The 23,726-nt window shown below is 44.0% G+C and carries 24 protein-coding genes; all 24 read left to right on the top strand.

The window, feature by feature from the left end; translation table 11 throughout:
• The first annotated feature begins 5 nt into the window (after nucleotides 1–5).
• The 24 genes from ruvC to trxA all read left to right on the top strand — a co-directional run bounded on the left by ruvC (nucleotide 6) and on the right by trxA (nucleotide 23,658).
• Nucleotides 6–503, top strand: a complete 498-nt coding sequence (gene ruvC, locus B5Y67_RS09730) for a crossover junction endodeoxyribonuclease RuvC (protein ID WP_047809726.1) — start codon at nucleotides 6–8, stop codon at nucleotides 501–503.
• Nucleotides 500–1,099: a Holliday junction branch migration protein RuvA gene (gene ruvA, locus B5Y67_RS09725; protein WP_088226250.1), complete on the top strand. Its 600-nt coding sequence runs from the start codon at nucleotides 500–502 to the stop codon at nucleotides 1,097–1,099. The genes ruvC and ruvA overlap by 4 nt, the downstream gene beginning before the upstream one ends.
• 30 nt (nucleotides 1,100–1,129) lie before the next feature.
• Nucleotides 1,130–2,158: a Holliday junction branch migration DNA helicase RuvB gene (gene ruvB, locus B5Y67_RS09720; protein WP_088226249.1), complete on the top strand. Its 1,029-nt coding sequence runs from the start codon at nucleotides 1,130–1,132 to the stop codon at nucleotides 2,156–2,158.
• Nucleotides 2,159–2,202: 44 nt separating this feature from the next.
• Nucleotides 2,203–3,537 carry a SpoIID/LytB domain-containing protein gene (locus tag B5Y67_RS09715; RefSeq protein ID WP_088226248.1) on the top strand — a complete coding sequence of 445 codons (1,335 nt, stop codon included), beginning with the start codon at nucleotides 2,203–2,205 and terminating at the stop codon, nucleotides 3,535–3,537.
• Between the two features lie 26 nt (nucleotides 3,538–3,563).
• Nucleotides 3,564–4,586, top strand: coding sequence for a tRNA preQ1(34) S-adenosylmethionine ribosyltransferase-isomerase QueA (queA, locus tag B5Y67_RS09710; RefSeq protein WP_088226247.1), 1,023 nt, complete (start codon nucleotides 3,564–3,566; stop codon nucleotides 4,584–4,586).
• Nucleotides 4,587–4,634: 48 nt separating this feature from the next.
• Nucleotides 4,635–5,759: a tRNA guanosine(34) transglycosylase Tgt gene (gene tgt / locus B5Y67_RS09705; RefSeq protein WP_088226246.1), complete on the top strand. Its 1,125-nt coding sequence runs from the start codon at nucleotides 4,635–4,637 to the stop codon at nucleotides 5,757–5,759.
• 98 nt (nucleotides 5,760–5,857) lie between these two features.
• A complete protein-coding gene (gene yajC / locus B5Y67_RS09700) occupies nucleotides 5,858–6,280 on the top strand; it encodes a preprotein translocase subunit YajC (RefSeq protein WP_088226245.1) in 423 nt (140 codons plus the stop codon).
• 176 nt (nucleotides 6,281–6,456) lie between these two features.
• Nucleotides 6,457–7,119, top strand: a complete 663-nt coding sequence (locus B5Y67_RS09695) for an HD domain-containing protein (protein ID WP_088226244.1) — start codon at nucleotides 6,457–6,459, stop codon at nucleotides 7,117–7,119.
• Nucleotides 7,120–7,231: 112 nt separating this feature from the next.
• On the top strand, nucleotides 7,232–8,470 hold the full coding sequence (gene secD / locus B5Y67_RS09690; RefSeq protein WP_088226243.1) for a protein translocase subunit SecD: 1,239 nt from the start codon (nucleotides 7,232–7,234) through the stop codon (nucleotides 8,468–8,470).
• Nucleotides 8,470–9,423, top strand: coding sequence for a protein translocase subunit SecF (gene secF, locus B5Y67_RS09685; protein WP_088226242.1), 954 nt, complete (start codon nucleotides 8,470–8,472; stop codon nucleotides 9,421–9,423). The genes secD and secF overlap by 1 nt, the downstream gene beginning before the upstream one ends.
• A gap of 197 nt (nucleotides 9,424–9,620) precedes the next feature.
• On the top strand, nucleotides 9,621–10,475 hold the full coding sequence (locus tag B5Y67_RS09680) for a polysaccharide deacetylase family protein (protein WP_088226241.1): 855 nt from the start codon (nucleotides 9,621–9,623) through the stop codon (nucleotides 10,473–10,475).
• Between the two features lie 235 nt (nucleotides 10,476–10,710).
• Complete coding sequence (locus B5Y67_RS26200) at nucleotides 10,711–10,836, top strand: hypothetical protein (protein ID WP_047809715.1); 126 nt, start codon at nucleotides 10,711–10,713, stop codon at nucleotides 10,834–10,836.
• Between the two features lie 35 nt (nucleotides 10,837–10,871).
• The gene (locus B5Y67_RS25310; RefSeq protein ID WP_170932654.1) at nucleotides 10,872–11,009 is read left to right on the top strand and encodes a hypothetical protein; all 138 of its coding nucleotides are present in this window, start codon (nucleotides 10,872–10,874) and stop codon (nucleotides 11,007–11,009) included.
• Between the two features lie 480 nt (nucleotides 11,010–11,489).
• The gene (locus B5Y67_RS09675) at nucleotides 11,490–11,927 is read left to right on the top strand and encodes a hypothetical protein (RefSeq protein WP_242975922.1); all 438 of its coding nucleotides are present in this window, start codon (nucleotides 11,490–11,492) and stop codon (nucleotides 11,925–11,927) included.
• Nucleotides 11,928–12,142: 215 nt separating this feature from the next.
• A complete protein-coding gene (locus B5Y67_RS09670; RefSeq protein ID WP_088226239.1) occupies nucleotides 12,143–13,093 on the top strand; it encodes a cation diffusion facilitator family transporter in 951 nt (316 codons plus the stop codon).
• 21 nt (nucleotides 13,094–13,114) lie between these two features.
• Complete coding sequence (gene recJ, locus B5Y67_RS09665) at nucleotides 13,115–15,550, top strand: single-stranded-DNA-specific exonuclease RecJ (protein ID WP_170932653.1); 2,436 nt, start codon at nucleotides 13,115–13,117, stop codon at nucleotides 15,548–15,550.
• 32 nt (nucleotides 15,551–15,582) lie between these two features.
• Complete coding sequence (locus tag B5Y67_RS09660; protein ID WP_088226272.1) at nucleotides 15,583–16,101, top strand: adenine phosphoribosyltransferase; 519 nt, start codon at nucleotides 15,583–15,585, stop codon at nucleotides 16,099–16,101.
• Between the two features lie 26 nt (nucleotides 16,102–16,127).
• On the top strand, nucleotides 16,128–18,347 hold the full coding sequence (locus tag B5Y67_RS09655) for a bifunctional (p)ppGpp synthetase/guanosine-3',5'-bis(diphosphate) 3'-pyrophosphohydrolase (RefSeq protein WP_088226238.1): 2,220 nt from the start codon (nucleotides 16,128–16,130) through the stop codon (nucleotides 18,345–18,347).
• 1 nt (nucleotide 18,348) lies between these two features.
• Nucleotides 18,349–18,798 carry a D-aminoacyl-tRNA deacylase gene (dtd, locus tag B5Y67_RS09650; protein WP_088226237.1) on the top strand — a complete coding sequence of 150 codons (450 nt, stop codon included), beginning with the start codon at nucleotides 18,349–18,351 and terminating at the stop codon, nucleotides 18,796–18,798.
• Nucleotides 18,799–18,811: 13 nt separating this feature from the next.
• A complete protein-coding gene (locus B5Y67_RS09645) occupies nucleotides 18,812–19,432 on the top strand; it encodes an MBL fold metallo-hydrolase (protein ID WP_088226236.1) in 621 nt (206 codons plus the stop codon).
• 381 nt (nucleotides 19,433–19,813) lie between these two features.
• Nucleotides 19,814–21,085 (top strand): histidine--tRNA ligase, encoded by a 1,272-nt coding sequence (gene hisS / locus B5Y67_RS09640; protein ID WP_088226235.1) that lies wholly within the window; start codon nucleotides 19,814–19,816, stop codon nucleotides 21,083–21,085.
• Between the two features lie 3 nt (nucleotides 21,086–21,088).
• Nucleotides 21,089–22,858, top strand: coding sequence for an aspartate--tRNA ligase (aspS, locus tag B5Y67_RS09635; RefSeq protein WP_088226234.1), 1,770 nt, complete (start codon nucleotides 21,089–21,091; stop codon nucleotides 22,856–22,858).
• A 151-nt stretch (nucleotides 22,859–23,009) separates the two neighbouring features.
• A complete protein-coding gene (locus B5Y67_RS09630; protein ID WP_088226233.1) occupies nucleotides 23,010–23,291 on the top strand; it encodes a metal-sensitive transcriptional regulator in 282 nt (93 codons plus the stop codon).
• Nucleotides 23,292–23,328: 37 nt separating this feature from the next.
• Nucleotides 23,329–23,658 carry a thioredoxin gene (gene trxA / locus B5Y67_RS09625; protein WP_088226232.1) on the top strand — a complete coding sequence of 110 codons (330 nt, stop codon included), beginning with the start codon at nucleotides 23,329–23,331 and terminating at the stop codon, nucleotides 23,656–23,658.
• Nucleotides 23,659–23,726 lie beyond the last annotated feature (68 nt).

Raw genomic sequence — 23,726 nt, 5'->3', positions numbered from 1 at the left:
CGCACATGATCATTTTAGGGATTGATCCGGGAACTGCAATTATGGGATATGGTCTTATCGAACAAAAAGGAAATCGTTTGAGGGCGCTGGATTATGCTTGTTGGCGCACCGCTGCTCATACTCCTCTTGCCGAACGTTTACTAATTCTTTATAATCAAATTTTTCCTTATCTTAAGGACCATCAACCCGATCAAATTGTGGTGGAGGAACTTTTTTTCAACCGTAATACGACGACAGCCATCTCTGTCGGACAGGCCCGGGGAATCGTCTTATTAGCGGGGGCTCAACAGAGTATCCCAGTTTATGAATATACTCCCTTGCAAGTCAAACAAGCAGTTGTTGGCTACGGAAGAGCAGACAAGAAACAGGTCCAGCAGATGGTCAAGGGGTTATTAGGCCTGGATGATGTCCCGAAACCTGATGATACCGCGGATGCCTTGGCTTTAGCAATTTGCCATGCGCATAGCTTTGCTTTAGAGCGAAGAATGGAGGATTTCCGATGATAGGAATGCTGCGCGGAACAGTCTGGGAAATCCAAGCAGAACGTTTAATACTGGAGGTCCAGGGTGTAGGGTATCTGCTTACAGTACCAAACGGACTGTTAGGCAAAGCGGTTCCGGGACAGAAACTTGTCCTCTATACCCATGTTGTCATTCGCGAGGATGATATAGCCCTTTATGGATTTACGTCAATGGGAGAAAAACAACTTTTTTTAGAGATGCTAAGCGTTTCAGGAATCGGTCCCAAGGCAGCCATATCCTTATTATCCACTTTTGGAGCTGCACAGATTGAAAATGCCATTGTTAGTGAAAATCTTAACCTGTTAACAAAGGTTCCGGGGGTAGGCAAGAAAATTGCCCAACGGTTAATTTTAGAACTCAAAGAGAAGTTTAAAGGACTCGCTTTGGCTTCAGACGAGACTGCCATTGCTGCTGATTTGAATCCCTCACAACATTCTGATGCCCTGCAAACATTACTTGCTCTTGGTTTCGGTCTGGAGGAAGCCAGACGGGCCTTGGCCCATGCTGGAAAAGACGGAGGAGAATTATCGACCGAAGAGCAAGTTAAAAAAGCCTTGCGGGTGTTGGCGGGAGGTTAATCTGTAACGGCATGAGAGGAGGGGCACAAAATAGAAGAGCGTTTGGTAGCTCCGCAAGAGCAACTTTCGGATCAAGAAGGGGAAGCCCTGCGTCCCAATCGAATGAAGGAATATATCGGTCAAAAAAAAGCGAAAGATAATCTGAGCATCTTTATCCAGGCTGCAGCGACTCGAGGAGAAGCTTTAGATCACGTCTTATTATATGGACCTCCGGGCCTTGGTAAGACAACCTTAGCTAATATCATTGCTTCGGAAATGGGCGTAAGTATACGGACGACCTCCGGTCCGGCAATTGAACGGCCAGGTGACTTGGCGGCAATTCTAACTGCCTTAGAGCCGCGCGATGTCTTGTTTATTGATGAAATTCATCGTTTAAATAGTTCTACTGAAGAAATCTTATATTCTGCCATGGAGGATGGCTGTTTGGATATCGTGATTGGCAAAGGCCCGAGTGCTCGTTCTATTCGCCTGTCTTTGCCTCCTTTCACTTTGGTGGGAGCAACGACTCGCGCCGGTCAGTTAACGTCTCCTTTGCGAGATCGTTTTGGAGTAATAAGCAGGCTGGAATTCTATGAAGTAGATGACTTGAAGAAAATAATTCTACGGGCCGCAGGTATCTTAAGGTTAGAAATTACGGACGAGGGTGCTGATGAAATAGCTCGTCGTTCACGAGGTACTCCCCGAGTCGGAAACCGCTTGCTCAAGCGAGTCAGGGATTTCGCCTTAGTATGGGAAGACGGGATCGTAACGCAAGCTATCGCCAAAGAGGCTCTCAATCGTTTAGAAGTCGATCCGGTGGGCTTGGACAACATAGACCAAAAGACATTGAGAACGATCATTGAAGCTTTTGCTGGAGGGCCGGTAGGTTTAGACACTTTAGCCTCAACAATAGGGGAAGAGGCTGAGACCTTAGAAGATGTTGTCGAGCCTTTTCTTCTTCAGATGGGTTTTTTGCAGCGTACTCCTCGGGGGAGAATGGCAACCGTGAGGGCTTATCATCACTTTGGTTATCCCTTGCCGCAAAAGTTCAGCAACGAGGAGGGTCCTCAAGGCATATAAGCAAGAAAAATGGGGTAATCTGAACATAGAAGGTGTGTGATGACATGTTCTGGAGTGTTCGGCGTTGGTCCTTTTTGTTGCTGGCAACCTTTCTGCTGCTAATGACTCAGGTTAAGATCTGTCAAGCTCGAGATATTTCGGTGGAGCTCGTTTGGAAATTTGGACAAGCGGGATGGGTTGAAATTCAAGCTGCACAAGGATCGTATCAAGTTGTCAGCGGAACGATGACGTTAAATTTTCCCAAGGGTTCTAGGCTTGAAGTAGGCTGGGGAGGCTGGAATCCGATTTTGAGAGTTGACCAGAGTGATTTCCAAATCTTTAGAGATACTAAACTGGAGATTAAGGAGAAAGATTCCGGCAGTCTCGTTGTAAGAACTCCGGAAGGAAAGGCTGCAGCTTATCGTGGAAGCTTGACTCTGGATTGGCATAAGGATCACTGGAGGCTTGTCAATCAGCTGGACAGTGAAGACTACCTGAAAGGTGTCGTCCCTATTGAGATGAGTAATGCTTGGGCTAAGTATGGCTTGGAAGGCTTAAAAGCTCAGGCTGTGGCTGCCCGGACCTATCTTATAAAGCATACCCAAAATCGAAAAACTATTACTGATTCCCCGGATATTGACCAAGCTTATGCCGGTATGAACGTAGAAGGTGAGGCTTCTCAGGCAGTTGAAGCAACTCGAGGGAAGATCATTGTAGATGCTGACACAGGTCAGTCTATTGAAGCCCTTTATTCAGCTCATAACGGGGGATATGCTGAAGATGCAAAAAATGTATGGGGAAATACTGACAATCATACTCTAGCTCATTCTGATCGATTTTCAGAAGGTATAGGCGGAGCGGCAGATCGTTGGCGTTTTATGATTTCTGCACCGCAGCTCGGCTCTGTTTTTGGTTTAGGACCTATTCAAACCATTAACGTAGAAAAATTCCCTTCAGGCCGAGCTCAAAAAGTACTGTTAACGGATGAGTTCGGGAGCTCTTTGACGGTTTCGGGACGAAAGTTTGTGCAAGCTTTTTACCCTTTTGGTCAAGAAATCCAAGCGAACGCTTTTTTAGGTACGTTATTTGACGTTCATAAAGTTGCGTCGGAGGAAAAGGTCTCTAAATTGAAGGGAATATCATCTGTTCTTGGAATGTTGAATTATAGAAATAATTCTGGTCCGCTGCTCGCAAAAATTATCAGCTCTTCTCTTGGGGTTCGTGCAGATCCTCAGCCCTACGGCGTTTTTATTTTTGAAGGGAGAGGCTGGGGGCATGGCGTAGGGATGTCTCAATGGGGAGCCTATCATATGGCGCAATTGGGATATACCTATGAGGAAATTATTCGTTTTTATTATAATAATGTGTCGATAAAAACCAGTGAGGAAAAAAATCTTTGAGTCCACAGTTTTAAGGAGAAGATAGTGTGAATGTTTCGGAGTTCGATTTTGACTTGCCGGAGGAGTTAATTGCTCAGCATCCGGTAGAACCGCGGGATGCGTCGCGTTTAATGGTTGTGGATCGGAAGACTGGTTCCATAGAGCATCATACCTTCCGCGATCTCGTTTCCCTTCTAGACTCCGGTGATGTACTGGTACTGAATAATACCCGTGTAATACCTGCACGGTTAATTGGCGAAAAATTAGATTCGCAAGCTAAAATAGAAGTTCTTTTGTTGAAAAGGCTGGAACTTGATGTTTGGGAAGCTTTGGTTAAGCCGGGAAAGCGCTTAAAGGTAGGGCAAAAAGTAAGTTTCGGTCATGGTTTGCTTGTAGGTGAAGTTCAAGAAATTTTGGAAAACGGCAATCGGAAGATTCGATTTACATATTCGGGAGTTTTCGAAACCATTTTAGACCAGCTTGGGGAGATGCCTTTGCCTCCATACATTACTGCCCAATTGGAAGATCAAGAACGGTATCAAACGGTTTATGCCAAAGAGCGGGGCTCTGTCGCCGCCCCCACAGCGGGACTGCACTTTACCCCTAAGCTTCTTGCTGATTTGCGAGCTAAAGGTGTAGAGGTCGTAGAGATTCTTCTCCATGTGGGGTTAGGAACCTTCCGGCCCGTTAAAGTCGAGGAAATTCAGGAACATGTTATGCATTCTGAGTATTATCGCGTGGAAACAGAGGCAGCAGAACGAATTAACCGAGCCAAACAAGACGGTCGGCGTGTCATTGCGGTCGGGACAACCGTCGCGCGGACGTTGGAATCAGTAAGTCACCAGGGACAAGTGGTTCCGGGTGAGGGGTGGACGGATATTTTTATTTATCCGGGATATGAATTTAAGATCGTGGATGCTCTTTTGACGAATTTCCACTTCCCGAAGTCAACGTTAGTGATGTTGGTAAGCGCTTTGGCAGGACGAGACCTTATCTTACAAGCTTATAAGATAGCCGTAGACCAGCGATATCGATTCTATAGTTTTGGCGATGCGATGTTTATTCGCTAAGAGAGTTTTAAAGATAATGAGTTTTAGAGACAAAAGGAAGTGAAGGTTTTGGCAGCGGTTCATTTGGAAATTCTTAAAGAAGATTCACGAACAAAAGCACGCTTGGGAAAGTTACATACCCCACACGGAGTAATTGATACGCCCGTTTTTATGCCCGTTGGAACGCAAGGGACAGTCAAAGCAATGACTCCGGAAGAGCTTAGGGAGATCGGAGCCGGAATTATTTTAAGTAATACCTATCATCTTTTTTTACGGCCGGGGCAAGAGTTGATCCGGGAAGCCGGCGGACTTCATCGCTTTATGAACTGGGATGGGGCGATTTTAACAGATAGCGGGGGGTTCCAAGTTTTTAGCTTGGGTGATTTGCGCACAATCCAGGAGAGCGGTGTTGAGTTCCGATCTCATATTGACGGCTCACGACAGTTTTTAAGTCCTGAAATCGCGACTCAGGTACAGATGGCTATAGGATCTGATATCGTTATGGCCTTTGATGAATGCGCTCCCTATCCCAGTTCCCACGACTATGTCAAAAATTCCTTAGAAAGGACAACGCGTTGGCTTAAGCGCTGTAAAGAAACTTTAACTACAACAGATAGTCAATCGTTGTTTGGCATTGTTCAAGGAGGTATGTATGAGGACCTGCGTCGTCAAAGTGCAGCTGAGGTCACGGAACTGGATCTCCCGGGGTATGCCATAGGGGGACTAAGTGTGGGGGAACCAAAGGAAATTATGTATGAGGTTTTGGATTACACGGTCCCGTTGCTGCCGCGAGAAAAACCTCGCTACCTTATGGGAGTTGGGTCGCCGGATGCAATTATTGAAGGAGTTATGCGCGGTGTGGATATGTTTGATTGTGTACTCCCCACACGTATTGCCAGGAATGGGACTGCCATGACCCGCTATGGGAAAGTTATTGTACGCAACGCCGGTTCCGCCCATGATTTTGGTCCTATTGACCCAACCTGTGATTGCTACACTTGCCGAAACTATTCCCGGGCTTATGTAAGACATTTGCTTAAAGCTGAAGAAATTTTAGGACTTCGCTTGATGACCATTCACAATCTGAGGTATCTCCAAAACTTAATGCGCGAAATCAGAGAGGCCATTCGAGAAGAACGTTTACCCGAATATCGTCAAAAGTGTTTCGCAGATTATGGATACGAGTTTGATTAAGTATTTCCAGGAAGAAAGTTTCTCTTGCTATCAAGGAGAAGGATTTTTGCCATACCGTGGGGAATATGTTCAAAGAATAAATTAAGGGGGATTTAAATATGTCTCAGCAGAACATGTCTTTAGTCCTATACTTTGTTGTCTTTTTCGGGATAATGTATTTTCTTATGATTAGGCCGCAGCAAAAGCAAGCCAAACAACGACAGGCGCTTCTCAATGGGATGCGCGTGAAAGATCGTGTTTTAACTGCCGGGGGAATTTACGGCAAAATTACCAAAGTTAAAGACAATTCCGTAATGCTGCAAATTGCGGACAAAGTTGAGATTGAAGTGGCTAAATCAGGGATAACTAGTATTGAGAACCGGGATATCACCGCCGAGGATGCTAAAAAGAATGGAAAAAAGAATGACAAAAATGACAAGAACAGCAAGAGCGATAAGGGCGACAAGAATAATCAGAATGACACTGGGATTAATCTGGAGAAGGAAGAGTCTCAAGCGAATTCTAAGCAGGAAAACACCTGAGAATTTCAGCGTTATGGGGTAACTAATAATTGCGAATAGGTAATTAGAACAATTGTATAAAAGCAAGTGGTACTTCCTCCACTTGTTTTTTACTACTATGCTGCTGAGGCAATTATTGACCTATGGCTTAGCGTCGGCTTAGTATACTCATTTTTTGGCGGCAGGAGGAGTTTGTTTTGCAAAAAGTGACCTTGCAAGATATTAAAGGGGACCTCTATGTACACAGTTTAATTGAGGCAGGGAACCGACATCTTGCAGCAATTGGCTATACGGAACATGGTCTCAGGCATGTAGGTCTGGTCTCCCATATCGCTTCGAATATCTTAGAAAAAATGGAACATACTGAACGAGAGTGCGAATTAGCGGCCATTGCCGGTTATCTGCATGATATCGGAAATGCAGTCAACCGAGTTTCTCATGCACAGACAGGGGCGATTTTGGCTGCTGGCATTCTGGAGCGGCACGGTATGAATCCTGAAGAAATTGCTCTGATTATTGGGGCTGTTGGCAATCACGATGAGACTGACGGGAACCCGGTCAATAGTATTTCGGCCGCCTTGATTTTAGCGGATAAATCGGATGTGCATCGCTCCCGCGTCCGCAATTTGGATCTGGCAACCTTTGACATTCATGACAGAGTCAACTATGCAGTGGAAAAATCATTTTTGCGTGTTTATCCTAAAGAACGGGTTGCTCTGGAACTGACTATTGATACTGAGATCTGCCCTGTCATGGAGTATTTTGAAATCTTTTTGGCCCGAATGTTATTATGTCGTAAAGCTGCCGGATTTCTCGGAACGAAGTTTGAATTAAAAATTAACGAAGTAAAATTGCTGTAATTTCACCAGAAGTCTGTGCTGCTTGATCTCAGATTGACATTGGAATCCTGAACGTTTTATAATGAGGATTGGCATGGGCAAGTCCCATTCATATTAAAAGGGAGGAAAGCAGATGAAACGGGGAAACATCATCAAACTCGTAACGCTGGTGCTTATAGTAGCTGCGGCAGTAGCTCTATCCATAAAACCCCTTGTGGATCCCAATAAGGGCATCCCATTGGGACTTGACCTGCGCGGTGGAGTTCACTTGGTTTTACAAGCCGAGCCCAATAAAAGCGGGGCACCAATTACAAATGATGATATGGATAAGGCAAAGGCGATTATCTCCAAGCGGGTTAACGATCTTGGGGTCTCAGAGCCTGTTATCCAGACAGACTATAACAACAAACGTTTAGTATTAGATTTAGCCGGGGTTTCTGATCCTGATCAGGCAGTTAACGTCCTGAAAACTACGGCACAGTTAACCTTTAAGGATCCTAAAGGCAACACAGTTTTGCAAGGTGCTGAACTTACGGATGCTAAAGCAGGTCAGGATCCAAGCGGAGCAGGAGGGTATGTTGTCAACCTAACCTTTTCTTCCGACGGAGCTAAAAAGTTTGGCGATTTAACGACAAAGTATATAGGCCAAAGGATTGGAATTTATCTTGACGATAAATTGCTGACTAATCCGACGGTTAATGTGCCGATTACGAATGGCCAGGCGGAGATTACTGGATATTCGACGCTTCAAGCTGCCGCTAATGATGCTGTGCTGATGCGTTCAGGCTCATTGCCGGTAAGTATGACGATTACTGAGAAACATCAGGTAGGAGCGTCTTTAGGAATTGACTCTTTGCACAAAAGTATTCAAGCAGGGATTTATGGTTTAGTCTTCATTTTTCTGTTTATGCTTGTGTTTTATCATTTGCCTGGAGTCGTCGCTGATTTCTCCTTAGTTGTCTACGGACTCATTGTACTATGGGTTTTCTGGATGTTTCGAGTTGTACTTACCCTGCCAGGAATAGCCGGGTTCATTCTTTCGATAGGGATGGCCGTTGATTTCAATATTATTATCTACGAAAGAGTTAAAGAAGAGGTTCGTGCCGGAAAATCACTGCGAGCTGGTGTTGAGTCAGGTTTCAGCCGTGCCTTCATCACAGTTATTGATGCTCACGTTACCACATTGATTGCTGCTTTGACCTTATATTACTTTGGCACAGGGACCATTAAAGGATTTGCACTGACTCTGGGAGTTGGTATTGTTGCCAGTTTGTTTACAGCACTTACCTTTACGCGTTTAGTCTTACGTTTAATTGTCGGGATAAGCGCAAAATTAAATCCTGCATGGTTTGGCGTTAGGAGGGATGTATAATGGAAAAAGGACATCAAGGGCATCCGGCAACTTATGAAGAAGTTCAAAAAATACATCCGCTCTACTTTAATATCGTTAAAAAACGTTATTGGTGGTTTGCACTTTCGCTGTTAGTTATTGTCCCGGGAATCATTTCCCTCTTTATCCATGGCTTAAATTTGGGCATTGATTTTAAGGGCGGAACAATGATTGAAGCAAACTTTACTAAAGCTGTGACTCAAAGTGCTATAACCGATACTATGAAATCCGTCGGACTTAGCGGTGAAGTTCAATTATCCAATGGAAATAAATCAGTACTGATTAGAACGGAAGCCCTTCAACAAGAGAAGCAGACTCAATTAATGACGGCTTTACAGAAGAAGGTTGCGGATTACGATAAAAAGACACTGCAAGTCGATGAAGTTGGACCGTCCATGGGACAAGAACTTACCCGCAATGCTTTTTGGTCCTTACTCATTGCCATGGGTTTAATGATAGCCTATATTTCCTTTAGATTTCAGTTTGTCTTTGCCATATCAGGGATTATTGCCTTACTGCATGATGTCTTAGTGGTTGTCGGCCTGTTTTCGCTGTTTCAATGGCAAATCGATTCCACGTTTGTGGCAGCGGTCCTGACGATTTTTGGATACTCCATAAATGATACGGTGGTTATCTTCGATCGGATTCGTGAGAATGAAACACGGATGCGACGTGGAGACAGCTATGAGGATATGGTTGATAAATCCGTATGGCAAACCATGCGCCGTTCCGTGAATACGGTTGTAACCGTTTTAATTGCCTTGTTTTCAGTGTTTATCTTAGGAGGGGAATCAACAAGAGTTTTCTCTCTGGCCATGTTGATCGGGGTATTTAGCGGAGCATATTCCTCAATTTTTAATGCGAGTCAGATACTTGTTGAAATTAAAACTCACATGAAAAAGCCGACCAAAGGCGGTAAAGCTGTTCGCGCCTAATTGCAATCAATCAAGAATAAGTAAACGACCTTAAGAATTCGTCTTAGGGTCGTTTTTCTGTACTTTCGGGAAGCATAAAGCATAGTGGGGGTGGTTCCCATACCTTGCTTTAGAGTTTACTGGAGGAGTTTTGCTGTAAGAGTAATTATGGTAAACTATACAATAATTAACTATTATTACTTTTATGGAGAGACGCGATGATCAAGAAAACCATCGGACCGTTAATCTTAATAGTCCTGATACTAACTTCCAGCGGCTGTGCTTTCAAAAAGCCGACCTTGAACAGCGCTAAAGTTCAGGTTTCAAATTCTTCCGCTTTGCTTGTCGATATATTGCCATCCCCGAAATTGTCTCATACTCCGCAGGATAAAAGAATTAATACGCCACCCCGATATATACCTGTTCTTTATTATCATTCTATTATGAGAGAAGCAAATAATGAAGTAAGAATGCCACCTGAACAATTTGAAGCCCAAATTGTCTATTTACATGATCAGGGCTATCAGAGCATTACCTTAAATCAATTATATCAATCACTGTATCAAAGAGGTGCTCTTCCTGAGAAGCCTTTTGTGATTACCTTTGACGATGGATATGAGGATAATTATCAAACGGCGTATCCTCTTTTAAAGAAATATGGGTATACGGCTACGGTCTTTATGATTTCCGGTTATATAAATGAGAAGGGTTTTTTGACCTGGCCCCAGCTTAATGAGCTTGCCGATAATGGCTGGGATATAGCAGATCACACTAGGGATCACTCCTATCTGACAAAATTGTCACCCTTGAAGGTTTTAAGTGAGCTGGAAAGTTCCAAGAAAGCTTTAGAAAAGGGATTAGGCCATTCCGTCGATTATTTTGCCTATCCTTATGGGGATTTAGATAATACGGTAGTTCAAGCAGTGAAAAAAGCGGGGTATCTCATGGCTTTTACTACTCTTCGCGGATGGGCTGATTCTAATACAAATGCTTATCATGTTCATAGAGTATACTGTTATGCAACTATGGGAATGAAGGAGTTTATTCATCGGCTGCAAAATCCCAATTATTAATACATTCCTCAAAGGGGATGTAACCTTATAACTATAAAACCGTGCATGTCAGTGGATGATTTAAACCACTATTTATGTATGGTTTTATTCACTTTAAGAGGGCGCCTGTGCATTTGCCAAAGTCTCTATTTACTAGGCGATATAAAGAAATTAAGGAAAATATTAACAATATTAGACCTATGGCATATGTTAAAGTGAGCCCGGAAATAAACGTTTCAAATAGGAGGTAGTTAGTATGGCATTCGGAGCAGGTCCTGTTGACGGTGTTGATGGAGTTGTATGCACACCTAATTTCTTACCAGGAATTGCTGTTGTAGTTGTGATTATTCTTCTCTTAATCGCAATGGGTATTGTGTTTTAATACGTTTCTTCTGAATGGAATAAGGAGGGTTATGTATGTACGGATATGGTGCTGCTGGATACGGAGCTGGATGTTGTGCACCTGTTGCTCCTGTAGGAGTTGGCTGCGGGGTTGGCATTGGCATTATTGCTATTGCAATTCTTATTCTTATCGCCCTGGGAGTTATATTCTAAACTAGAATTTTAGATATAAAGAGATTGAAGGAGGTTATAAAAATGGCTTTTGGAGCAGCTGGAGTTGGATGTGGAACTGGTGTTGGTGCAGGTATTGGAATCGTCGTTGTCATCATTCTTTTGCTCATCGCTTTAGGTATTGTATTCTAAGTAAAACAAGTTCGGGGGTGATTTAATGTACGGTTATGGTTTTGGTAGTTGTGTAGGAGCTGGAATCATTGCTATCGCAGTCTTAATTTTAATTGCCTTGGGAGTTATCTTTTAAGTTAAGATAGATTAGGTGATCAAATTATTAAAAATAAGGTCAGAAGAGAAGGGTGTAACATGATCGTTATACTCTTCTTCTGTTTGACCACTAACTATAAGACTAAGGTACCTACCAGCTAACTATTGCGCTAAATACAGAAATGGATTAGATTGGATAAAATCGGCCATACTAGCAGCAAAGAAAGGTCGGGGGCGAGCGGGTGAATGAGATTCATGCAATTAGTTATATTTGAGGTCCTTTTTCTTTTTTCTGCAGGATTAATTTTTTTTGGAGGAATACGAGGAACTGTAGCCGCTGTAGCTGTCCTTTCAATAGTAAACTTAGCGGTACATTCACTAGGACAATTCTGGCATTGGGAAATTCCTTTATTTTCTGGAGGACTTTTTGGCGTTTTGTCACTGCTTATTCTTGGCAAAATAACCAGCAGAACCAAAATTGTCAGTGGTTTAGTTGGGGGATTAATTGGCCTGGTTGTCTTTGGTGCATTTTTGACGCCGGTGGCGGCTATTTTTATCTGGATTCTTGTCGTGGGAATGGGATTAGTTCCCAAAAGCGACAGCCGACAATTCCTTTGGGGCTTTGCCCCGACAATCATGCGCATAATTCTTGGTATTGGAGGAATTATTTTCGGAAATTTTATGACTTTGTAGAAAAGTTGGTAACAAAGTACTAATAAAAGGCTTGCTATAAGTTGCACTATTTGTTATTCTTGTCATATACTGAAATTGTCAGGCATTATAGCTGGGCTCGCTAAGGTTGGGGCAGCGGAGAAATCCGTGGGACTTCTTTTAATTAAGAAGTCCCATTTCTTTATAAGTTCTTAGGGCAAGTTTAGGGGATTTGCCGGAAAGCGAGGACGAACATAGTGAATGAAAAGACTCAGGTTGCAACCCTGTCGGTAGTATCAAATACCTTTCTTACTCTAGCAAAAGTTATAATTGGATTAATGGGTGGGTCCATAAGTATTTTATCCGATGGTATTCATTCCGGAATTGATCTGATTGCTTCATTTATTGCTCTTTTCGCAGTAAGACAATCCGAGAAACCTGCCGATTCACGTCATGCCTATGGACATGGAAAAATCGAAAATGTTTCAGGTACTATTGAAGCGCTTTTGATTTTCTTGGCGGCAATTATGATTATTTTTGAAGCGATCCAGAAAGCTTATTTAATTTGGGCTGGCGGCAGCTTAGCCCTTGATAATTTAGGGATAGGTCTCGTTATAATGGGGCTATCAGCACTTATTAATTTTTTTGTATCGGCTCAGTTAATGAGAGTTGCTAAACGAACGGATTCCGTCGCCTTAGAAGCAGATTCCCTGCATTTACGAACGGATGTATATACATCGGCGGGTGTTTTCTGTGGGCTTTTACTAATGAAGACTACCGGCTGGTTAATCTTAGATCCTATAGTGGCCTTGGGAGTTGCGCTGCTGATTATTAAGGCTTCTTTCGACTTAACGAAAGAAGCATTTTCCCCTCTTGTTGATGTCAGTTTACCGGAGACAGAGCGGGAGATTATATCCGAAGTTTTGAGGCTTCATGACGGGGAATTTGTGGAATTTCATAAACTGAGAACTCGAAAGGCAGGCGCAGAAAGACATGTCGACTTACATTTAGTTGTCCCGAAATATACTACCGTGGTTGACGTTCATGATCTTTGTGATCGGATAGAAGAAGAAATTAATAATAAACTTCAGGGGACCCATGTTTTGATTCACGCTGAGCCCTGCAGCAATCGGGGAGAGCAATGCCCTCTTGAAGGCGGTGCAAGTCTTACCTGCCATCATTGCCAGAAACCAAAGGGTAAATTATAATGGTAATCTAGGGGGTATAATGTGAAACGAATATGGGCATTGAAATCAACACCAGAGCATATGGCAAAAACTATCAGTAAATCCCTTTGTCTTTCTACTATCGTTTCAGATATTCTCGCACAAAGGAAACTTCAAGATCCTGAGGACGTTATTGAATTTTTGCATCCAACAGTTTTAAGTTTAGCTTCGCCTTTCTGTTTTCAGCATATGAAGCGAATTATAGAACGCATGACTTTGGCCTTAAAAAGCCAAGAAAAGGTACTGGTCTACGGAGACTATGATGTTGATGGCGTTACTAGTACCGCTTTATTATATAAAGTACTGACGGATCTTGGCTTTCAGGCCGTAGCCTATATTCCTCATCGACAAGATGAGGGGTACGGTTTGCATGAAGAGGCAATTAGACGAGCCGTCAAAGCAGATGTCAAGGTTATTATTACCGTCGATTGCGGAGTGACTGCAGTTTCCGAAGTAACGATTGCCCGGGAACTGAATATTGATGTTATTATTACAGATCATCATGAACCACCTGAGCTTTTGCCGGAAGCCTACGCGATATTAAATCCTAAGATTGCTGATTCGGACTATCCCTTTCGTGATCTTGCCGGTGTGGGCGTTGCTTTCAAACTAGCTCAGGCTCTTATTCAGTCTTTAGGGAATGGCGGGACAGAATTCCAAACCGAAAGAAATCTTCTTGATCTGGTAGCTCTAGGAACAATTGCTGACTTAGTACCTTTGATCGGTGAAAACCGGGTTTTCGTCTATCATGGTCTTCGCCAAATGGAAAAGACTCGTCACCCGGGGTTAGATGCTCTACTCGAAGAATGCGGTCTCAGGAACAAACCTCTTAAGGCCGGGCAAATAGGGTTCATGGTAGCGCCAAGGATTAATGCCGCGGGACGTATGGATAGTGCCCGCGAAGGACTTGAACTCCTCTTGACAGAGGATTCAGCAAGAGCAGCAGAGCTTGCACGTTTGTTAACGAAGGAAAATCAAGCAAGGCAAGATACCGAGAAAGAGATTTTGACTGAAGCGATTGCTATGCTTGAGAAGGAACCGCTGCCTAGAGTTATTGTACTTTCGTCCGGTCATTGGCATCATGGAGTGATTGGGATTGTTGCGTCTCGTTTAGTGGAACGATATTATCGACCGGTATTTATGATCTCAGAAGAAGGAACGGAAGCTAAAGGGTCGGCCCGAGGGATTTCTGGCTATCCGGTATTGGAACAATTAAAAACTCAGGCTGATTTATTAATTAAGTTTGGAGGACATAGCGCGGCTGCGGGGTTTTCTCTTTTAACAGATAATATCCCAGGCTTAAGGGAAGGACTTAATCAACAAGCTAAAGCCTTTGAAGAATCACTTTTTCAAGAGGTTTTACATATTGATCGCAAGGTCTCCCTTGATGAAGTTTCCTCTGAACTGCTTCATGAACTTGACCAATTAGGCCCTTTTGGCTTTGGTAATTCCGGTCCGATTCTAGCAGCGCAAGGACTAGAAGTTTATTCCTTGAATGCAGTAGGCAAAGAACGAAATCATTTAAAATTCCGTTTTGGAAATCATGGTGAACACGAGGGAATCGCCTTTCGCTTAGGCGACAGGATCTCTGAATTATCAAACTCACCTAGGTTGGATGCGGCCTTTAGCTTGGATTGGAACACATTTCAAGGTCTTGACAAAGTGCAGTTAATGATCAAGGACATCTTGCCGAAGGCGGATTTGGTTAAGGATGATTCTGACGGTTTTCTTGAGAACGATGAAAACCAGGTTGGGGAACAAATTGCTGTTGCTCAGGAAAGTGATGATATTCTCTGGATGAACTGGGAAGATTTCTTTCCTGATGTATGGTCAGTGGAGGAGAGAAGACAAATTTGGCTATGGGATGCTTTACAGAGCGAATCTCAATGTCAACCTTGGGAGGACTCCTTAATCCTGAAGTATTTCCCTTCAGCTTCAAAGCATAAACAATCGCCTTCCCACGCCGATCTGAACAATTTAAGAGTAAATGATGGCTTGGGGTTAATCCTTGGCTTTCCGCTCTCAGAAGAGGATTTTGAAGAAGGAATTAAAAAACTGCACGAACTGGGGATCTATCAAATGGTCGTCGTTGGCTGTCAAGAAATTCAGGAAGAAAGGGTTCGAAAACGATGCCGGCATTTAACACGTGACGAACTGATTTGGTTTTATCGGGAACTTAGAAGTTTGGCACATGAACGAAATCCTTTTGAGGTTTCCCTTGACTCAGAAATGAAGCGGGGTCTGAGGATAGCTCTTAAAATCTTTGAGGAATTGGGGCTTATTCGCTGTCTTGGCGGAAGCGAAAAAATCGCCTTAGAGTTGATACCGGTTAACGGCAAATTGGACCTTGATACTTCGATTCGTTATCGATATAGTAAACAACGGTATGAACAAGCTATAAACTTTCAAAGAGCACTTATAGAGAAATTAAAAATTTGAGGCAAAAATCGATGAGGAAGGGCGGCAAAATTATGAATTTTAGTGAACACATCCGGGTAATAGCTGATTTTCCCAAGGAAGGTATTTCGTATAAAGATATTACGACACTCCTTAAAGAGGGCGGTGTTTATCGGGCAGCCGTTAACGAAATGGTTGAGAGAATTAAGCCTTGGAAGCCCGATGTGATTGTCGGTCCCGAGGCTCGGGGATTTTTGCTGGGCGCACCTGTTGCTTATGCCTTAGGGATAGGCTTCGTACCTGTAAGAAAGCCAGGAAAACTGCCGGCTCAAACCATTAGTGAAACCTATGCACTGGAGTATGGATCCGATACCTTGGAGGTCCATGCGGATGCGATTCATTCAGGTGAACGAATCGTTATTGTCGATGATTTGCTTGCTACCGGCGGGACTATGTCTGCAACGGCAAATTTAATAACAAAAATCGGTGCCGAAGTTGTGGGGATGGGTTTCCTGATTGAACTCACTTTTTTAATGGGACGTCAAAAATTAGTGGATTATCCTATTTTCTCTTTGGTTGAATATCAAGAGTAACTTGCTTCTTAGAGAGGAGTTCCCCTATGTCCTTCGCGGAATTATGGATAAAACTACAAAAGACGACTCCACAAGCACGCCTGGCTATTGTGGACAAGGCCTATCGATTTGCTGAGAAAGCTCATCGTAATCAACTTCGCAATTCAGGAGAAGATTATATCCTGCATCCCCTGGAAGTCGCGCAGATTTTGGCAGATCTGGAAATGGACGAGGCTACAATTGCTGCCGCATTGCTTCATGATGTGGTGGAAGATACGGAGTACACCATCACAGATATCGAGAAAGAATTTGGCTCGGAAATTGCTTTGTTAGTCGACGGAGTCACAAAGCTTGGAAGAATTGCTTATAAAAGTAAAGTTGAACAGCAAGTTGAGAATTTGCGCAAAATGTTTCTGGCTATGGCCAAAGATATCCGTGTTATTCTCATCAAACTTGCCGATCGTCTGCATAATATGCGCACCTTGAAATATCATTCTGTGGAAAAACAGAAAGAAATTGCTCAGGAAACCTTGGAGATATTTGCCCCATTGGCCAACCGGCTGGGGATTTTTCGCATAAAATGGGAGCTGGAGGATCTTTCCTTCCGCTATCTTAAGCCCCAAGAATATTATGATTTAGTGGAAAAGATTGCTCTAAAGCGACGTGAACGGGAAGCCTATATTAATGAAGTCATTGTTCAGATGCGAAAACGGTTAACCGAAGTTGAGATTTATGCCGATATAGCGGGACGTCCGAAACACTTTTACAGTATTTACCGCAAAATGATTACCCAGCATAAAGAATTAAGTGAAATTTACGATTTAATGGCTATTCGTGTAATTGTGGAGACTGTCAATGATTGTTATGGCGCTTTAGGCATTATCCATACCCTTTGGAAACCCATTCCCGGCCGCTTTAAAGATTATATTGCCATGCCCAAGCCCAATATGTACCAGTCTCTCCATACCACCCTAATAGGTGAGCATGGAGAGCCTTTTGAAATTCAGATACGGACCTGTGAAATGCATCGTACCTCTGAGTATGGTATTGCTGCCCACTGGAAATATAAAGAAGCAAGCAACAAAGATTGTGCCAGCAGTGCTGGAAGCAGGTCAGCGGCTAGTGTCAATTTCGAGCAAAAGCTGTCCTGGCTGAGGCAGCTTCTGGAATGGCAGCATGAATCCAGGGATGCCGGGGAATTTATGGAATCCTTAAAGATCGATCTATTCGCTGATACCGTTTTTGTCTTTACGCCTAAAGGGGACGTTGTAGAACTGCCAGCTGATTCCTGTCCCGTGGATTTTGCTTATCGAGTGCATACCGATGTGGGACATCGCTGTGTTGGAGCAAAGATTAATGGACGGATAGTTCCCCTGGATACGAAGCTGACCAACGGAGATATCATAGAAATTCTTACCTCCAAGCAAGGAGGATGTCCAAGCAGGGATTGGCTGTCCTTTGTCAAAACATCGCAGGCGAAGAACAGAATCCGCCAGTGGTTTAAGAAGGAACAGCGTGAGGACAACATTATTCGCGGCCGCGAAAGTTTGGAAAGAGAGGTCCGAAAACTTGGCCTGGATCCTTCAGAAGTCTTGAAGACGGAGAGCCTTTTAGCCATAGGCAAGAGCCAAAATTTGGTAGGCATTGATGACTTGTATGCTTCTATCGGAGATGGGGTATTGACTCCCAATAAGGTTTTGATGCGCCTGCGTGAAGATTTAACCAAAGAAGAACGAGAAAAGATGCAATTAGCTGCGCTGCAGCAAAGCGAAGGCAAAACTCCTTCACAGAGTCATTATGGGAAAGCTTCACACGGTGTCATGGTCAAAGGCGTCGACAATGTCTTGGTGCGTTTTTCCCGCTGTTGTAATCCTTTGCCGGGTGATGCAATCATTGGTTATATAACCCGCGGACGCGGAGTTTCCATTCATCGGCAAGACTGCAGCAACATATTGAATCACTCTCAAGAGGAGCGGGACCGGGTCGTTGAGGTTGTCTGGGCCGAACAAGTAGATTCTACCTATCCGGTGGATATTAAGATCCATGGGCTGGATAAACCGCGGTTGGTAACAGAAATTATGAATACTGTCCTAGATACCAGGACTCATATCCTGGGAATTAATGCTCGAGTAGGCCGGGATAATATGGCTCATATTCAGCTGCGGGTAGAAATACGCAATCTAGAACAGCTGAAAATGGTGATGCACAAAATCCGCAAGATCAAAGACATTACGGATGTCGAGCGGATTCACGCAGGAGGAAAGTAACATGCGCAGTGTTGTTCAGCGTGTTAAACGCGCCTCGGTAAAAGTAAAGGGAGAAACGGTCGGAGAAATTTCCTCAGGGCTTTTGGTTTTATTGGGTGTAGGGTTAAAGGACCAGGAGGCAGACGTTGCCTGGATGGTGGATAAAATAAGCGGGCTGCGGATATTTGAAGATTCGACTGGAAAAATGAATCGTTCTCTTCTGGATACGGGGGGAGAAATTTTGTTAGTTTCGCAGTTTACGCTCTACGGGGATTGCCGGAGCGGAAAACGGCCAGGCTTTTCGGCCGCTTCCCCGCCTGAAAGGGCAAAGATTCTTTTTGAGCAAGCTGAAGAAGGGCTTCGTACCAAAGGATTACACGTCGAAACCGGTGTATTCCAGGCGGAAATGGACGTTGAACTAGTTAATGACGGACCGGTGACGATTCTCTTGGACAGCGAAAAAACGTTCTAAAGGAGGCTTAATAATGATTGATGGACGTGCGGTGGGTCCCATGGGGGCAAATTGTTATATCTATGCTTGTATGGAAAGCAAGAAAGCCGTATTGATCGATCCGGGAGCTGATGGAAAAAAGATTCATCGTTGGGTTATGGATAAAGGTCTGCATATCGACTATATCTTATTAACCCATGGGCACGTAGATCACATTGGAGCCGTCGATGAATTAAGGGACCTGCTGGGAGATGTGCAAGTAGGGATACATTCAGGGGATGCTGAAATGCTTACTGATGGCCGAAAAAATCTCTCCAGTTATTTTGGCCCTGGGGTAGTCCTCAAGAGTGCCGATTTCTTCTTGGAAGATGGTCAGGAAATTTCAGTTGGCAAAGAACGATTGAAAGTGATCCATACTCCCGGTCATTCTCCTGGAGGGGTATGTTTATGGAGTCCGGAAGGATTGTTCAGCGGAGATACTCTTTTTGCCGGATCCATCGGGCGAACTGATTTCCCGGGAGGTTCCATGGAATTGCTCATTCGTGGGGTTAAAGAGAAGCTCTTCACTCTTCCTGACAGCATCCGAGTATTGCCCGGACATGGCGAAGAGACAAGTATCGGGGAAGAGAAACACGATAATCCTTTTTTAACATAACAACGTTCTCTAAAGGTGTTGCATAACAGCAGAACGGCCAGCACATTGACAAATAGCAATTATTTGTTAAAATAGTGGATAAACTATTATGTATACATTATGTTGAAGTATTTCTATTCATCAAGACCGCTTGGAAGCTATGGCGTATAACTTTCTACAGGGAGGGCTAGCGTGACTGGAACTAGCCTGAGAGATACGTGATAGGACAGCTAAGCGGGAGTAGCTGATACTGCGGATGGTCTCGTTAACGACTGAAAAGTGGGCGGATAAATTCCGTCAATAAGGGTGGCACCACGAGAAGTTCTCGTCCCTTGCTCAAAGCAAGGAACGAGAACTTTTTTTACGATCAGAATGTATATTATTTCCTAAGGAGGCACGATCATGGCGATTCAACGACCAAAAGGAACTCAGGACTTGCTGCCGGGGACCGTCGAACAATGGCAATACCTCGAAGAAACGATTCGGAGGGTTTGTCGGGACTATGGGTATGAAGAAATACGAACGCCAATTTTCGAGGCAACGGAACTTTTTCAGCGAGGAGTAGGTCAAACAACAGATATTGTAAAAAAAGAAATGTATACTTTTTTAGACAAGGGAGACCGGTCGATGACCTTACGACCGGAGGGCACGGCTTCGGTCTGCCGGGCCTATGTTGAGGACAAGCTTTATGGCCAATCGCAGCCGGTTAAGCTTTATTACACTGGACCAATGTTTCGCTATGAGCGTCCGCAAAGCGGACGATTTCGCCAGTTTCACCAGTTTGGAGTGGAAGTCTTAGGTGCCGATCAACCTATCGTTGATGCCGAAGTCATTTGTTTAGTTTGGGATTTGTATCAAAGGCTCGGATTAAGAGGCTTGGAAGTGCATCTTAATTCGGTAGGATGTCCAACCTGCCGAGCCGCTCACCGGGAGCAATTGCAAAGGTTCTTGACGACTCGCAAGTCCGAATTGTGTCAGGACTGTCAGGAACGTTATGAGCGAAATCCTCTGCGAATTCTGGACTGCAAAAATCCAAATTGTCAAGCGGTAACGGAAGGAGCGCCAACGACCTTAGATACCCTTTGTGATGATTGCCGAAGTCATTTTGAAAAAGTTTTAAGTCTATTATCTGGGGCCGGAGTGGCCTATAGGGTAGATCCCCGCTTGGTTAGAGGGCTGGATTATTATACTAAAACGGCTTTTGAAGTCATGGTGGAGGAAATCGGGGCCCAGAGCGCTATCTGCGGAGGCGGACGCTATGACGGTCTTGTGGAAGAAATCGGCGGACCGGCTACTCCGGGCATCGGTTTTGCAATGGGATTAGAGCGGGTCTTAGCGGCCCTTCAAGTACAGGGTAAATTCCCTGATACAAAGCCAAAACTTTTTGCCATGCTTATTGCCTTGGGAGACAAGGCTCAAAACGAAGGGTTTGCCATTATGAATGCTTTACGGGGAAAAGGGGTTCCGGTACGCATGGATCTTCTGGGCCGCAGCTTAAAAGCGCAGCTGAAAGCCGCCGATCGTGAAGGCGCAGAGTTGGCCCTTATTTTGGGAGAAGAGGAGTTGGAACGACAGGTTCTTCTTCTCAGAGATTTAAATTCAGGAGAACAAACTGAAGTTCCTTTGTCTAAAGTCATTGAAGTCATCTATATGAAGCATCAGAGAGGAGTTTAAGTAATGACAGTATTTTCGGAACGTGTCCCCAATGGAGTGTTGAATTTGAACCGAGTGGGCGATGAGGTGCGATTGTTAGGTTGGGTTCAGCGTCGTCGTGACCATGGCGGTTTAATATTTGTTGATCTTCGGGATCGCTCAGGTATTGTGCAAGTGGTTTTTGATCCTGAAAAAATGGCAGACAGTTTTAGTTTGGCGGAAAGCCTTCGCTCGGAGTATGTTGTCTCCATTTTAGGGCAAGTGATTGCCCGTCCTGAAGGAATGATAAACCCCAATTTAGCCACGGGAAAAATTGAAGTTATCGCCAAAAAACTGGAAGTTTTAAATGGAGCAAAAACGCCGCCCTTTTATCTTATCGATCAGGTGGATGTGGATGAAACTGTGCGTTTGAAATATCGTTATCTTGATTTGCGCCGCCCGGAAATGCAGGCTGTATTTAAAACAAGACACCAAGTAACTCAAATCATGCGCAACTTTTTTGATGATCAGGGTTTTTATGAAATTGAGACTCCGATGCTTGTTAACTCATCACCTGAAGGTGCCAGAGATTATCTTGTTCCCAGCCGCGTTCATCCGGGAGAATTTTATGCGCTGCCTCAGTCTCCGCAACAATTTAAGCAACTGTTAATGGTTGGCGGGTTGGAGAAATACTTCCAGATCGTCCGCTGTTTTCGGGATGAAGACCTGAGAGCAGATCGACAGCCGGAATTTACGCAGCTTGATGTGGAGATGTCTTTCGTCGAAGTTGAAGATATTCTATCTATGATGGAACAGTTAATGGTTCGAATCTTCTCGGAAACAATCGGCAAGTCGATTGCGGTTCCTTTTCCGCGCTTAACCTATAAAGAAGCTATGGACCGGTTTGGTTCCGATAAACCAGATACGCGCTTCGGCATGGAACTCATTGATGTGGGAGAGATTGTCGGAAAGTCGGGATTCAAGGTTTTTGCTAATGTAATGGCAAACGGCGGAAGTGTTAAATGTCTCTGTGCCAAAGGGTGTGCAGGCATGCCCCGCCGCGAAATTGATGATCTGGGAAAATTCGTCGCTGCTTACCGAGCCAAAGGTTTAGCCTGGATCGTCTTTTCTGAGGAAGGAATCAAATCTCCTATTATAAAATTCTTTACTGAAGAAGAAATGCAGGCTCTGATCGAAGTAACAAAGGCTGAAACCGGTGATATTTTATTCTTCGTTGCTGATAAATATCCCATTGTCTGTGATGCTTTGGGGCATTTGCGCTTGGAGTTAGCGAAACGGATGAATCTTATCCCCGAGGATATGTTCAATTTCCTTTGGGTTACAGAGTTTCCGCTGCTGGAATATGATGAGGAAGAAAAACGCTATGTCGCTATTCACCACCCATTTACAGCGCCAATGGATGAAGATTTGCCGATTTTGGATACAGATCCTTTGCAAGTTCGGGCCAAAGCCTATGACATGGTTCTCAATGGTATCGAACTCGGCGGCGGGAGCATTCGCATTCATCGCCGGGGTGTTCAGGAGCAGCTATTTAGGTTGTTGGGATTATCTGATGAGGAAGCAGTGGCTCAATTTGGCCATCTTCTCGAAGCCTTTGAATTTGGAACGCCTCCTCACGGCGGGATTGCCTTTGGACTTGACCGTATGATTATGCTTCTGACAGGTAAAGATAATATTCGAGATGTTATAGCCTTCCCTAAAACGCAAAGTGCCTCGGATCTTATGGCCCATGCCCCATCACCTGTTTCGGACAAACAATTAAAAGAGTTAAGCATAAAAACTGTTTTGAAATAGGTCCTGGAGGTATAAGTTATAAGTTATCTTTGCTTGTTGAATTTTCCGGCAAAATGCTCTTGTATTTTTAGGGGAACTATTTGACATAATCCCGGCACTTAGATATAATAGCATTGTAGCTACCCCCTTAGGGTATCGGAGGAAAAACGGTATGATAAATTCAACGCCTTATTTAGAATCGAAAGAAGATCTCCTGCGCAGACTAAAAAAAATTGAAGGCCAGGTTAAAGGGATACAGCGCATGGTTGAGAGTGACAAGTACTGTGTTGATGTACTGATCCAGGTAGCGGCTGTGCGTGCTGCCCTTAACAAAGTTGGTACCATTGTTTTTGAACATCATTCTCGTGGATGTATGCGTAATGCAGTTGAAAGCAATGATCAGGAAGCCGCCATCGAAGAACTAATTGGGGTGCTAACCAAATTTATTAAGTAGGCAAAGGTTACTATTAATTTTAATTGGGGGGATTATCATGGCAGGTGCAAATGTTAAAACCTTTACGACAGCAAATTTTGACGCGGAAGTTTTAAAATCTGAAAAACCGGTTTTGGTAGATTTCTGGGCTCCATGGTGCAGTCCGTGCCGAATGGTTGCTCCGGTCGTTGAAGAGTTAGCAGACTCTTATGTTGGCAAAATGGTAATTGGTAAGGTCGATGTTGATGAGAATGGACCTATTGCCGGGCAATACGGAGTTATGAGTATTCCGACGCTTGCAATTTTTAAAGGTGGTCAACTGGTTGACAAAATTGTAGGTTTCCGGGGAAAACCAGATCTCGTGAAAATGATCGAAGCTCAGCTTTAAACACAAACTTACAATTTCTTAACAAAAACAGAGCCTTCCGCATAGTTGTTTGCTATGCGGAAGGCTCT

It is taken from the genome of Desulfosporosinus sp. FKB (assembly GCF_002196705.1).
Lineage (GTDB): Bacteria > Bacillota > Desulfitobacteriia > Desulfitobacteriales > Desulfitobacteriaceae > Desulfosporosinus.
This window is presented reverse-complemented; position numbering and strand designations above follow the sequence as displayed.